The organism is Stenotrophomonas sp. YJH_SMC_122 (assembly GCF_059369535.1).
Genome location: NZ_JCAFST010000007.1, coordinates 97,139 through 110,296 on the forward strand (window position 1 = coordinate 97,139; position 13,158 = coordinate 110,296).

General features: G+C 68.8%; 9 protein-coding genes. 5 read left to right on the top strand and 4 right to left on the bottom strand.

All coding sequences use genetic code 11. The features are described 5' to 3' along the window. Nucleotides 1-46: 46 nt before the first annotated feature. Nucleotides 47-1,372, top strand: a complete 1,326-nt coding sequence (locus tag AC5P66_RS11420) for a GTP-binding protein (protein ID WP_111097142.1) — start codon at nucleotides 47-49, stop codon at nucleotides 1,370-1,372. A gap of 186 nt (nucleotides 1,373-1,558) precedes the next feature. Here the strand turns inward: AC5P66_RS11420 and AC5P66_RS11425 are convergent, their stop codons facing one another. Together AC5P66_RS11425 and AC5P66_RS11430 are read right to left on the bottom strand one after the other, a co-directional pair. Further along, entirely contained in the window at nucleotides 1,559-3,166 is a 1,608-nt protein-coding gene (locus AC5P66_RS11425) for an ATP-binding cassette domain-containing protein (protein WP_111097143.1), read from the bottom strand. A gap of 254 nt (nucleotides 3,167-3,420) precedes the next feature. After that, on the bottom strand, nucleotides 3,421-4,320 hold the full coding sequence (locus AC5P66_RS11430; RefSeq protein WP_049417321.1) for a LysR family transcriptional regulator: 900 nt from the start codon (nucleotides 4,318-4,320) through the stop codon (nucleotides 3,421-3,423). Nucleotides 4,321-4,547: 227 nt separating this feature from the next. On the opposite strand from AC5P66_RS11430, the gene AC5P66_RS11435 reads away from it, so the two are divergent. Continuing rightward, nucleotides 4,548-5,726 carry a serine hydrolase domain-containing protein gene (locus AC5P66_RS11435; protein WP_111097144.1) on the top strand — a complete coding sequence of 393 codons (1,179 nt, stop codon included), beginning with the start codon at nucleotides 4,548-4,550 and terminating at the stop codon, nucleotides 5,724-5,726. Further along, the gene (locus tag AC5P66_RS11440) at nucleotides 5,723-6,907 is read left to right on the top strand and encodes an MFS transporter (protein WP_099495197.1); all 1,185 of its coding nucleotides are present in this window, start codon (nucleotides 5,723-5,725) and stop codon (nucleotides 6,905-6,907) included. The genes AC5P66_RS11435 and AC5P66_RS11440 overlap by 4 nt, the downstream gene beginning before the upstream one ends. Nucleotides 6,908-7,341: 434 nt before the next feature. On the opposite strand, the gene AC5P66_RS11445 is transcribed toward AC5P66_RS11440, so the two are convergent. After that, nucleotides 7,342-8,958 carry an EAL domain-containing protein gene (locus AC5P66_RS11445; protein ID WP_049413610.1) on the bottom strand — a complete coding sequence of 539 codons (1,617 nt, stop codon included), beginning with the start codon at nucleotides 8,956-8,958 and terminating at the stop codon, nucleotides 7,342-7,344. 259 nt (nucleotides 8,959-9,217) lie between these two features. Between AC5P66_RS11445 and cycA the strand changes: the two genes are divergently transcribed. Continuing rightward, nucleotides 9,218-10,561 carry a D-serine/D-alanine/glycine transporter gene (cycA, locus tag AC5P66_RS11450; RefSeq protein ID WP_495216382.1) on the top strand — a complete coding sequence of 448 codons (1,344 nt, stop codon included), beginning with the start codon at nucleotides 9,218-9,220 and terminating at the stop codon, nucleotides 10,559-10,561. Nucleotides 10,562-10,764: 203 nt separating this feature from the next. Beyond that, entirely contained in the window at nucleotides 10,765-11,541 is a 777-nt protein-coding gene (locus AC5P66_RS11455; RefSeq protein WP_111097393.1) for a lytic transglycosylase domain-containing protein, read from the top strand. Between the two features lie 42 nt (nucleotides 11,542-11,583). Here AC5P66_RS11455 and AC5P66_RS11460 read toward each other — a convergent pair whose 3' ends face one another. Then, nucleotides 11,584-13,104: a tetratricopeptide repeat protein gene (locus AC5P66_RS11460; protein ID WP_111097392.1), complete on the bottom strand. Its 1,521-nt coding sequence runs from the start codon at nucleotides 13,102-13,104 to the stop codon at nucleotides 11,584-11,586. Between the last annotated feature and the right edge of the window lie 54 nt (nucleotides 13,105-13,158).

A 13,158-nucleotide genomic window follows, 5' to 3' on the forward strand; every position in this document is an offset into this window, starting at 1 on the left:
ATTGTTATACAGTAACATTTCCGTTCCGCAGCCAACCCGCTCCGACATGAACACTGTTTCCCGCGCCGACCGTCGCCTTCCGGTCACCGTGCTGTCCGGCTTCCTCGGAGCCGGCAAGACCACCCTGCTCAACCAGATCCTGCGCAATCGCGAGGGCCTGCGCGTGGCGGTCATCGTCAACGACATGAGCGAGGTCAACATCGATGCGCAGCTGCTACGCGAGGGCGGCGCCGAACTGCACCGCACCGAAGAGACGCTGGTGGAGTTCAGCAATGGCTGCATCTGCTGCACGCTGCGCGATGACCTGCTGCAGGAAGTGCGGCGCCTGGCCGATGCGGGGCGCTATGACTATCTGCTGATCGAGTCGACGGGCATCGGTGAGCCGATGCCGGTGGCGGCCACCTTCGCGGTACGCGACGAGCAGGGCTTCAGCCTGAGTGACATCGCGCGCCTGGACACGATGGTGACGGTGGTGGATGGCAGCGCTTTCCTCGCCGACTTCGGCTCGACGTTGCGCCTTGCCGAGCGCGGCCAGCAGGCCGGGCCGGATGACGATCGCGGCGTAGTCGACCTGCTGTGCGAGCAGGTCGAGTTCGCCGACGTGATCGTGGTCAGCAAGGTCGACCAGACAGATGACGAAGTGCTGCAGGACACGCTGGCCGTGCTGCGTGGCCTGAACCGCGACGCGAAGCTGCTGCTGTCACGCTTCGGTGACGTGCCACTGGCCGAGCTGCTGGACACCGGCCGCTTCGACTACGAGCGTGCGCAACGTGCGCCGGGCTGGGTAAAGGAACTGCGTGGCGAGCATACGCCGGAGACCGAAGAATATGGCATCGCCAGTTTCGTCTACCGCTCGCGGCGACCGTTCCATCCCGCGCGCTTCGCCCGTGCGCTGCAGTCGGGCATGCCCGGCGTGATCCGCAGCAAGGGCTGGTTCTGGCTGGCCAACCGCATGGACTGGGTGGGCGAGCTGAACACCGTGGGCGCCGCGACGCGGACGCAGGCGGCGGGGTTCTGGTACGCCGCACGCGATCGCGTGCGTGCCGGGCTGGAGGACACGCCGCCGTTGCTGCCGCCCACGCCGCTGCCGTACAGCGATCTGGGCTGGGCGCGGCAGCAGGCCGACTGCTGGAGCGCACCGTTGCCGGGACCGGAAGACTTCCCGGATGCAGCCGCGCATTCGGCGATGCAGCGCGTGTGGCACCCGTTGTGGGGCGACCGCCGCCAGGAGCTGGTGGTGATCGGCGTGCACATGGATGAGCGTGCGGTGCGTGCGGAGCTGGACGCGTGCCTGCTCAACGATCAGGAACTGCGTGCGGGGCCGCTGCTGTGGCAACAGCTGCCGCAGGCGTTCCCGGTGTGGAAGCGGTGACGGTGCACTGAGGATCCATGGGTTGCCGGCCAGCGGGCGGCACTACCCCTGGTCGATACGCCATGCGTGGATGGATGCATGGCGGAGTCGAGCATGGCTCGACTCTACAATGTGATCCGTCGCGGCCAATCCTGTAGAGCCGAGCCCATGCTCGGCTGCTGCAGTGGACCCACGCATGGCGTGGATCTACAAGGCGTCACGCCACTGCCAACCCCCGGTGCCCACCTGCAGCACGTGGGTCGGCCGCAACGCCTGCAGCAGGTGCCGGTCGTGGCTGACCATCAGCAGCGCGCCCGGCCATGCCGCCAGCAGTTCTTCCAGCGCCTGCAGGGCATCAAGATCCAGTGCATTGCCAGGCTCGTCCAGCAGCAACAGCTGCGGTGCGGGATCGGCATACAGCACGCTGGCCAGCGCGCCTTTTACCCGTTCGCCATCGCTGAGGCGATGGGCTGCACGCTGGATGCGCTGCGCGTCCAGCCCGAGCAGGGCCAGCCGTGTGCGCAGTTCACCGGTATCGGCCGCCGGGTTGGCAGCCTGCACGGTGTCGAGAATGCTGCGTTCGCCGGAGAGCCCCAGCAGCTGCTGGTCGAGCAGCGCCAGTGGTGCATGACGCTGCACGATGCCACTGCGTGCAGGCAGCTGGCCGGCCAGCACGCGCAGGAGCGTGGACTTGCCACTGCCGTTGTCACCGACCACGGCGATGCGCTGGCCGCGGCGGACCTCCAGTTGCAACGGTGCACTGCAACCATGCGGCAGCACCAGCGACTCCGCCTGCAGCAGACGTGCGCTGCCGCGTTCACCGTCACCGGCGAACAGCGCCAGCTCTGGCGCGGCGTGAACTGCCGAAGCCGCTGCGCGCAGTTGGTCGCTGCTGGCCTGCAGACGATCGGCCTGGACCTGTTGCGCGCGCCCGTGGCTGGCCTCTGCACGCTGTTTCTGCCGGCCAAGCAGGATCGGTGCCTGGTTGGCCTGCTTCGCATCGCGATTGCCACGTGCCTGGCGCTGCTGCTGGCGTTCGTGCTGCTCGCGCGCGCTGCGCTGTTGCTGCCGGTGCTGGGCCCGTGCGTGGTCGAGCTGTGCGGCGGCCGCTGCGCGTTCGGCGGCCCGCGCGTCGGCGTAGTGCTGCCACGGCCCGCCATAGCGACGCAGTCCGCGCGCATCGAGCTCGACGATCTGCTGCATCTGCGCCAGCAGCTCGCGATCATGGCTGATCACCAGCAGGCCGCCGCGCCACTGCCGCAACCGTTCGTATAGCCGCTGGCGATGGCGGGCATCGAGGTGGTTGCTGGGTTCGTCCAGGATCAGCCAATCGGCGCCGCTGGCCCAGGCGCCGGACAGCGCCACCTGCATGGCCTGGCCGCCACTGAGACGCGCGGCGGGTTGGGCGGGATCGAGATCGTCGGGCAGGCGGAGCGCCTGCCATTGCTGCTGCAGGCGCTCGCGCAGATCCCAATGGTCGCCGACGCAGGCGAAGTCGGCCTCATCCACGCTGCCGGCTTCGATGCGTTGCAGCGCGGCCAGTTCCGCGCCGACGCCGGCCAGTTCAGCGACCGTGCCGGCGGGTGGATAGCCAGGCGTCGGCAACAGGAATACGCGGCCGCTGCTGCGCACCTGCCCGTTCTCTGGCCGCACCCGGCCGGCCAGCAGGCGTGCGAGCACGCTCTTGCCGGTGCCATTGGCACCCACCAGGCCGGTGGCGACCGGATCGAAGGAAAACGACAGATCGGAAAACAGCGGGCGGCCGTCGGCCAGCCGATACGACACGCGATCGAGCGTGAGGGAATGTGTGGTCATGCGACCTCCATGGATGCCGGGTTCTCCCCTGCGCGCAGGGGCGGGAAGAGTCAGGCCGTCTGCTGGGAAGACGGCGGCATCAATGGCGCATTGGTCGCGAGCCTCTGGGAGGAATGAGCGGGCAGTATAGCGGGGTTGGCTGAATGGCTGCGTGCAGCTGTAGCGCGGAGCCACGCTCGGCTGATCTTCGCTTGGGGTGCCGGTGAGTCGAGCATGGCTCGACTCCACAAGAAGCATCCATGCGTGGCGTGGATCTACGGCACGGTGTCCAGGCGGGCGCCGACGAAGTCGATGAACACCCGCAGCTTCGGCAGTACGTGTCGGCCCGACGGCCACAGCAGGTGGAAGGTGCCGCAGGAGTGCACATGATCCTCCAGCACGGTGACCAGGCGGCCGTCGGCCAGCGCTTCGCGTACCGAGTGCACCGGCACGAAGGCCAGGCCGACATCACGCAGTGCCAGCGCCACCCGCGCCTCGATGGTGTTGGCCACCATGTGCACCGGAAGTTCCTGCGGTGCTTCGTCATCGGGCCAGTGGATCGGCCACGGCTCCAGCTTGCCGGTGGTGGGGAAGCGATAGTGCAGCAGCGTGTGCTGCATCAGTCCCGCCGGCGTGCGCGGAACGCCGCGACGCTGCAGGTAGCCCGGCGAGGCGACGACACGCCGCGGGAACACGCCCAGCCGGCGTGCGTTCATCCGCGAGTCGCTGGGTTCGCCAACGCGCAGCACCGCATCGAAGCCTTCCTCGATGACATCGACCAGCCGGTCGCTGAAATCCAGGTCGAGGCGGATGTCCGGATACGCGGCCATGAACTCGGCCATCAACGGCAGGGTGAGGTCGCCCACCAACGGTAGGCCGATGCGCAGCGTGCCGCTCGGTGCAGCGTGCGGTTGCGCCAGTTCGGTGCGCGCGGCATCGCGCTCGTCGAGGATGCGCCGGCAGCGTGCCAGGAACAGCTGGCCCTCGGCGGTGAGCGTGATGCTGCGCGTGCTGCGGTGGAACAGGCGCACGCCCAGTGCGTGCTCCAGCCGCGCAACGCATTTGCCGGCGGCCGATGCCGAGATGCCCTGCAGGCGACCGGTCTCGACGAAGCTGCGGGTGTCGGCGGCGTGCACGAAGGTCTGCAGGTTGGCGAGGTTGTCCAGGACTGACATGGGCGTACCGGCAATGAAAACGGCAGGGTAGGGGCGGGTGATCGCGGCACGCGGCGCGGCCATCGCAACACTGTGGTGCGGGGCCTCGCGCAGCCCTTGCGGCGTTACAGCTCCGGGCATGATGCCGATTGCGGACTGCACGGTCCATGATGCCCGGAGCGGCAACCGGCTTTTTGCGCCGCGCCGTGCTGCCTAACGTGGCGGGCCTCTCCCCACGGATCACCGCGATGAATGCCGCTCTTTCCCTTGAACCTGCACCGACGCTGCCTTCGGTGCAGCGGCTGCTGCAGCAGGTCCACCCGCTGCGCCTGGTCGGTGCGGTGGTGCTGGTGCGCGAGCACGGCGTGCTGCGCCATGCCAGCGCGACCGGGCTGGCCGATCGCGAGTCGGCCAGGCCGATGCAGCGCGATCAGCTGTTCCGGCTGGCATCGGTCAGCAAGCCGTTGCTGGCCACGGTGATCCTGCGCCTGGTGGCCGAGGGCGTGCTCGACCTCGATGCGCCGGTGCAGCGCTGGCTGCCGGACTTCCGGCCGGCACTGGCCGATGGCCGCAGGCCGCCGATCAGCCTGCGCCGGCTGCTCAGCCACAGCAGCGGGCTGGGCTACCGCTTCCTGGAAGCCGATGCGCACGGACCGTACGCCCGGGCCGGCGTCAGCGATGGCATGGACGCCAGCCCGGTGTCCCTGGCCGAGAACGTACGCCGGATCGCGCAGGCGCCACTGCTGTTCGAGCCGGGCAGCCAGTGGCTGTACTCGCTGGGCGTGGACGTGGCCGGTGCGGTGGCCGAAGCCGCGACCGGTGAACCACTGCAGGCGCTGTTCGAGCGTCTGCTGGCTGCCCCGTTGGGCCTGCGCGATACGGCGTTCGCCACCCGCGCTGCCGAGCGCCTGGCAACGCCCTATGTGAGCGACACGCCGCAGCCGCATCGCCTGCAGGAAGGCGAGATGGTCGCGCCGTTCGAGGGCACGGTCGGCATCGAGTACAGCCTTGCGCGCGCCACCGATGCCAGCCGCTTCGCCTCGGCCGGTGCGGGCCTGGTCGGCACCGCCGACGAGGTGATGGCGGTGCTCGAGGCCTTGCGCGACGTACAGCGCTCTGGTCTGTTGCCACCCGCGCTGGCGGAGGAGATGGCCACCGGGCAGGTGGGCGAACAGGGGCCGCCGGAACCGGCCGGCTGGGGCTTCGGGCTGGGCTTTGCGGTGCTGCGTGATGCCGCCGCCAGCGGTACCCCGCAGGGCGTGGGCAGCTGGCGCTGGGGCGGCGCGTACGGGCACAGCTGGTTCGTCGATCCGGCGCGCGGGCTGAGCGTGGTGGCGCTGACCAACACCCTGTACGAAGGCATGGATGGCGCCTTTGTCGATGAACTGCGCGATGCGATTTATGCCGACCTGGGGGCAACGCGATGAGCGGCCATGCCATCGATGCCGCCAGTCCGGCCGGCGAGGCCACGCGCCTGCCGTGGGCGGGCCTGCTTGCCTTGGCCGGTGGCGGCTTCATCACCCTGTTGACCGAGACCCTGCCGGCGGGTGTGCTGCGGCCGATGGGCGAAAGCCTGGGCGTGAGTGATGCGGCGGTCGGCCAGCTGGTGAGCGTGTATGCGCTGGGTTCGGTGATGGCCGCACTGCCGATGACCGCGCTGACCCAGCGCCTGCCACGGCGTCCGCTGCTGCTGGCGGCCATCGCCGGCTTCGTGGTGGTCAATACGCTGACGGCGTTGAGCAGCAGCTACGCGCTGATCCTGGCTGCGCGCTTCCTGGCCGGTGTGAGCGGTGGACTGCTGTGGTCGCTGGTGGCCGGTTATGCCGCGCGCATGGTGGTGCCGTCGCTGCAGGGACGGGCCATCGCAGTGGCAATGGTCGGTTCGCCTCTGGCGCTGTCGCTGGGGGTGCCGGCAGGGACGCTGCTGGGGCAGCAGATCGGCTGGCGCTGGGCGTTCGCGCTGATGAGCGTGCTGGGTCTGCTGCTGCTGGCCTACGCGCGCTGGGCGTTGCCTGCGCTGCCGGCCGCTGGGGCCGGGCAACGCACTTCGCTGGCGACCGTGTGGCGCCTGCCCGGTGTACGCAGTGCGCTGCTGGTGATGGCGCTGTACGTGCTGGCGCACAACGTGCTGTACACCTATATCGAGCCGCTGGCGGTCGACGCGGGTGCCGGTGCTTGGCTGGACCGGCTGCTGCTTGCATTCGGCATGGCGGCCATTGCCGGCATCGCGATTGCCGGCTGGGGCGTGGATCGCCACCTGCATGCGCTGGTGTGGGCGGCGGTGATCGGCTTCATCGTGCCGGTGCTGGCCTTGCTGGTGTGGCCTGGCGTGGCGAGCGCACTGCTGCTGGCGACGATCCTGTGGGGCGTGGCGTTCGGCGCCGTGCCGACCCTGTTCCAGACCGCCTTGGCACGGCGCGCCGGGGCCGCTGCGGACCTGGCGCAATCGATGCTGGTGACCGGCTGGAACCTGGCCATTGCGGCCGGCGGCGTGGCAGGCGGCGTGCTGCTGCAGGCCAGCGGCCCACGCCAGCTGGGATGGCTGCCGTTGCTGCTGCTGGCGGTGACCGCCGCGTGGCTGCTGGCACGGCCGAAGGCCTGGGCGTAGGCGCAGGCCAAACGTTACGGAGGTGCCGGCCAGCGGCCGGCACTACCGTGGTCCACGCCATCCCGCATGGCGTGGATCTACCGAGCGCAGCGACCCGCGTTTGCCTTTGCTTTCGCTTTCTTCCGTTGATTCCGTGGCGGGACGCCGCCGCAATGTGTCCGTGGCCGGGTGGGTGGGTTGCGCAGGACGCCCAACCCCGGTCTTGCCGTGTGCGCAGGACAGCGCACACGAGCAGGCGGCGACCGAGCCTACATGGGTGAGGGCGCTTTGCTTGCGAAGCACTGCTTCGCAAGCGTCCGAACGCACAGCCGCCAGCGGCTGGGCCGGGCCCTGGACGGGTACTTGCAGCGCCCCCTGCGCGACCTACCCACGCGGCCTCACCTGATGGATCCACCGGGCGCGATCCGCCACGAGGGGCTCCGCCGTTCGCCGTCCTACTCCACTCCCTCACGCTCGATCGGCACGCTGCGCGGGTTCTGCATGTGTTCGCGTGCAGCGCCGTACTGCTGCTGCCGCTTCTGATGGAAGGCGACGAACTCATCGCGCGGCAGCGGCCGCGAGAACAGCCAGCCCTGCCCGAATTCCACATGCCGGCTGTGCAGGTAGGCCAGCTGCGCTTCGGTTTCCACGCCCTCGGCCACCACCCACAGGCCCAGCTCCTTGGCCATGTCGATGATGTGCGGCGTGACCGGGCTGGTGGCGCTTTCGGTGCCGATCGCATCGATGAATGATTTGTCGATCTTCAGCGCATCCAGTGGCAGCTGCTGCAGGTATTGCAGGCTGGAGAAGCCGACGCCGAAATCATCGATGGCCACGCTGTGGCCGGCGCGGCGGGCGGCGGCGAGCATGGTGCGCGCACGGTCCAGATCGAGGAAGCCACGTTCGGTGGCCTCCATCCAGATCTGCTGCGGCAGGATGCCGCTGCCGGCCATGTGCCGGGAGATCATCTTCAGGGCGCGACCGCTGCTGATGTCTTCGGCGGCGAGGTTGATCGCGATGTGCGCGCTGCGGTCGGCGACCAGCAGCTCGCGCATGTCGCGCACCACGTTCTCGATCACCAGGTCGGTGACGTCGGCGATCATGCCGGCCTCTTCGGCCAGCGGAATGAACAGGTCAGGGCGCACCTGGGTGCCATCCGGGCGCTGCCAGCGCACCAGCGCCTCGGCGCCGACGCAGATGCCGGTGTCCAGTTCGATGATCGGCTGGTAATGCAGGTACAGCTCGCGGCGGCGGATGGCGGTGGCCAGTTCGCCGCGCAGGGAAAGGCGGCGCCGCGACAGCCAGATCACCAGCCCGGCGCCGGCGGCGGCCAGCAGCAGGCCCACCGGCACGTACAGCCAGGCCTGTTGGCGGAAGGCCGCAGCGAGCGCGGTGCGCGGTGTAGTGGCGACGGCCAGCCATTCCTCGTTGCGCGCGGTAGCGAACAGCGTGGTCTGGTCCAGGCCTTCGCCCGGGTCGCGCAGCAGCGCCTGCAGCAGGTCCGGATCCAGGCCGGGCTGTTTGGCCAGCAGGCGTCCATCGGGGCTGGCCAGTGCCAGCCGCACATTCGGGTCGGCGATGACATCGACGAAGCGGCGTGGGTCCACCAGTGCGTCGTAGGACCCATACAGGATCGCCAGCACCTGGCGTCGCCCGCTGATTTCCGGGCGCACGTCCACCGCGATGCCGGCGCCGTCGCTGGTGACGTGGTCCGGCCTGGGCTGATCCACATCCGACAGGAACGGCCCCCAGGAGGTGCAGCGCAGCTTGCCTCCTTCGAAGTAGCCCATCTGGTCAATCGATGGGGTGGTCATCACCAGGGTCTGCATGCGCCGGATGTGCTCGGGGCTGCAGGACACGTAGGCACCGGCTTCGGCGGATTTCAGCGCCGCCAGCGCCTCCTGGTAGGACAGGTCGGAGCGGCGCAGGGTGCGATCGGCGATGTCGCGCAGGCGCTGCTGTTCGACGCTGACCGCGCGGTCCCAGGTGGCGTAGGCCATGACCGCGATCGGCACCGCAGCGGCCAGCAGGGCCAGTGCGGTACCGCCGATGATGACGCGCAGGCGGCTCATGGCCGGGGCTCCAGCAGGGCGGGCGGGGCAGGGCGCATGGTCGGGCCGGTCCTTGGGCAGGTGCGGCTATCTGAGCATGGCGCCGGGCCGGGCGGAATGGGATCAATACGGTATTCGGTCACATTGTGGTGAAAGCGGCCTGCTTTGACGCAATGGGGCCGTCTGGCGCTGGCGCTCGGCGCCGCGGAGGACTACCGTCGAACGCTTCGCCCGCCCCTTCCCGCGCCCATGACCGAGCCCGCCACGCCCCCCCGAGCACCTGCGCCGCAGCCTGTCCAACCGCCACCTGCAACTGATCGCCATCGGCGGTGCCATCGGCACCGGCCTGTTCATGGGCTCGGGCAAGACCATCAGCCTGGCCGGCCCGTCCATCGTCTTCGTCTACCTGATCATCGGCGCGATGCTGTTCTTCGTGATGCGCGCGATGGGCGAGCTGCTGCTGTCCAACCTGCAGTACAAGTCCTTCATCGATTTCTCCACCGACCTGCTCGGCCCGTGGGCCGGGTTCTTCTGTGGATGGACCTACTGGTTCTGCTGGATCGTCACCGCCATTGCCGACGTGATCGCGATCGCCGCCTATGCGCAGTTCTGGTTCCCGGGGCTTGAAGCCTGGAAACCGGCGCTGGCCTGCGTGATGCTGCTGCTGGCGTTGAACCTGGTGACGGTGAAGCTGTTCGGTGAAATGGAATTCTGGTTCGCGCTGATCAAGATCGTGGCGATCTGTGCGCTGATCATCACCGGCGCCGGTCTGGTGGCGTGGGGCTTCACCTCGCCGAGCGGCCACACCGCGTCGTTGTCGAACCTGTGGAATGACGGCGGCATGTTCCCGATGGGCCTGGTCGGTTTCTTCGCTGGATTCCAGATTGCGGTGTTCGCCTTCGTCGGCATCGAGCTGGTCGGCACCACCGCCGCCGAAACCGCCGACCCCGAGCGCAACCTGCCCAAGGCGATCAACTCGATTCCGGTGCGCATCATCATCTTCTACGTGCTGGCGCTGATCGCGATCATGGCCGTCACCCCGTGGCGCCAGGTGGTGCCGGACAAGAGCCCGTTCGTGCAGCTGTTCGTGCTGGCCGGCATTCCCGCCGCGGCCAGCCTGATCAATTTCGTGGTGCTGACCTCGGCCACGTCCTCGGCCAACAGTGGCATCTTCTCCACCAGCCGCATGCTGTACGGCCTGGCCGAAGAGGGCCACGCTCCGCGCGGGCTGTCGAAACTGTCGCGCGCTGCGGTGCCGGCCCGTGGCCTGCTGTTCTCGTGCCTGTGCCTGCTGGGCGGCACGCTGCTGATCTACCTGATTCCCAACCTGGTAACCGCCTTCACCCTGGTGACGACGCTGGCGACGGTGCTGTTCATCTTCGTCTGGTCGCTGATCCTGGTGGCCTACATGGCCTATCGCCGTCGCTACCCGGAGCGCCACGCTGCATCGATCTTCAAGATGCCTGGGGGCGTCGCCATGTGCTGGGCCTGCCTGATGTTCTTCGCCGCCGTGCTGGTGCTGCTGAGCCTGCAGGGCGACACCCGCCAGGCGCTGATCGCCAGCCCGGTGTGGTTCGTGCTGCTGGGCGCGGGGTACTGGGTGCGCCGGAGGGCCGCGAAGTGATCCGAAGTGGGGTCAGGTCCCGTTGCTCAGCAACGGGACCTGACCCCGGCAGGTCGCGGGACCCACCCCGCCTCCTCGCGTGAAAACGGCTGTTGCCGTTGAGGTGGCCGGCCAGCGGCCGGCACTACCACGGGTGCAGGACGCAGCCCTGCCGGCCCCCATTCACCCAACATTCGCGGGCGCGGCCGGATCATCCGGCCGCCATGTCCCATCGACCTCTCCTGCTTGCACTGGTGCTGCTGCCCATCCTGTGGCCCGGGATGGCTGCCGCGCGCACGGTCTATCGCTGCGTGCAGGGCAACACCGTCAGCCTGGCCACCGCACCAGAGCCGGGATCGCGGTGCACGCCGAAGGAGATCGACGACAATGCCATCCAGGCCCCGAACCTGTGGGGCAACATGGGCGTGTTCAGTGGTGTGCTGTACGAGCGCGAGCAGGACGGCGTGCTGGTCTATTCCACCCGCAACCTGCCCGGCTCGCGGGTATTCCTGAAGTTCACCGTGGCCACGCCGCCGGGCGAGCCGGCGCACGAGGGCCTGGGCAAGGTCGGCAAGCCGCAGCTCGCGCAGCACGCCAGGCAGTTCAAGGCCGCGGCCAAAGCCACCGGCGTCGACGATGCCTGGCTGCGCGCGATCGCCCATGCCGAAAGCAATTTCAATCCGCTGGCGGTCTCGACCAAGGGCGCACAGGGCGTGATGCAGTTGATGCCGGAGACCGCACAGGAGTATGGCGTGCGCGATCCGTTCTCGCCGCAGCAGTCGATCGAGGGCGGCGCGCGCTACATGCGCGCGCTGCTGCGCCGTTACAACGGCGATCGTCCGTTGGCGGCGGCTGCGTACAACGCGGGCATCGGTGCGGTCACCCGCTACAAGGGCGTGCCGCCCTACGCCGAAACCCTGGCCTATGTGGACAAGGTGATGGCGCTGTACGCGCGCTACCGCGAAGCGATGGGCATCCGCACTGAAGTGCCAGCCCGCTAGCGGACGGTGCTGCCTGCACGTGGCGTTGTAGAGCCGAGCCGCTCAGCGCGAGGTAGAGCTGCTGACCAGGTCGTAGCGCTCGATGCGGCCGACGCGTGCCACCTCGGCCTGCACGTCGGCACGCTGCTTGAGTGCACGCCACGCGGCATCGATGCGCACATCGCCCGGCAATGACGGATAGGTGCGCATGTCCTGCAGGCTGGCCAGGGTTTCACCGCGTTCAACCGGCGAGCGCAGCTGTTCGATCAGCACGGCGGCGGCACCGTCCAGGTCGCCTTCCTCCAGCAGCATTTCGCGATGGAACAGGCGGGCATCGTCGCGCTGGGCCAGGATCACCGCGCGTGCTGCATCGCGCGCCTTGGCATCACCGCGCTCGCCGGCGGCGGCGAACTGCAGCAGCGCCTGTGCGGCCTTGCCGTACCCGGCGAGGCCCGGCATGTCATTCACTGCCTGCGCAGCGTCCTGCATGCGCCCCAGCGAACTGAACACGAAGCCGACATTCATCTGGTGCTCGACACCATCCGGGCCGAGCGCGCCGATGCGGGCGGCCTGTTTCGCCGTGGCCAGTGCCTCATCGGTGCGGCCCAGCCGGCGCAGTGCGGTGAGCCGGCTGTTGAGCAGCCAGGCCACCCATTCCGCTTCCGCGGCGGCAGGCGATTCGCCGTTGCTTGCGGCACCGGCCATGCCCTCGGTCAACGACAGCACTTCCTCGTTGCGGTCCAGCATCAGCAAGGTGGTGCTGAACTCGGCCATGCGCGCGTCCAGTGCGCGGTCGAGCAGGCCGGAAACACGCAGTTCATCGAGGTGGCGCTGTGCCGCCTGCACCGGATCGAAACGCGCGTCACCGCGATCGACATAGCGATCGAAGCGCTTGTCGCTGCGCAGGCGGATGATCTCGGCCGGGCTGTCGATGCGCGCCAGCGTGGCCGGAATGCTGTCGCCACGGCCGTTGTCGGCCTGCAGCGTGGCCAGCGCCAGCCACAGCCCGGTGGGTTCCAGGCCGCCACTCTTCCAGCCGTTGTCAAACAGCGCCTGCAGCAGGTCCATGCGCTTCTGCGGCTGGTCACGCAGGCGGTACTGCAGGTAGTTGATGGCGTGGTGATCGATCTGCAGCGGTGCGTCGGCGTGCTGCAGTGCCTTCACCAGGAAAGTGGTGGCTGCGGCCGGCTGGTTGTCCGACAGTTCCACCGACACCTGGGTGAGCAGGATCTGTGCATCCTCCGGCAGGGCCTCCTGCGCCCGTTGCAGGTAGCGGCGGGCCTGGTCGGGCTTCTTCTGCATCAGCGCGGTCCAGCCGGCGACCTGCGAGGCGCGGCCGCGACGCTCGGCATCGAAGTCGTCCAGCAACGGATCCTCCATCAGCCGCTCCATGCTGATCAGCGCACCCAGCGTGTTGCCGCCGCGTGCCTGCTGGATGGCTTCATCCCAGCGCGTGGCGTACGCCGCGTGTACTGCATCGGCGGTGGCCGATGGCTTCTGCGGGGCCACCGTGATCGAGGCGGAGGCGGGCGCGCTGACCAATGCGGCCAGCAGCAGGGCGGTGAGAGGGAGAACGTGGGGCATGGAGAATCTCCATCCGTGGGAACCGCATTGAACCTGCTACGGCCAGCGAGGACA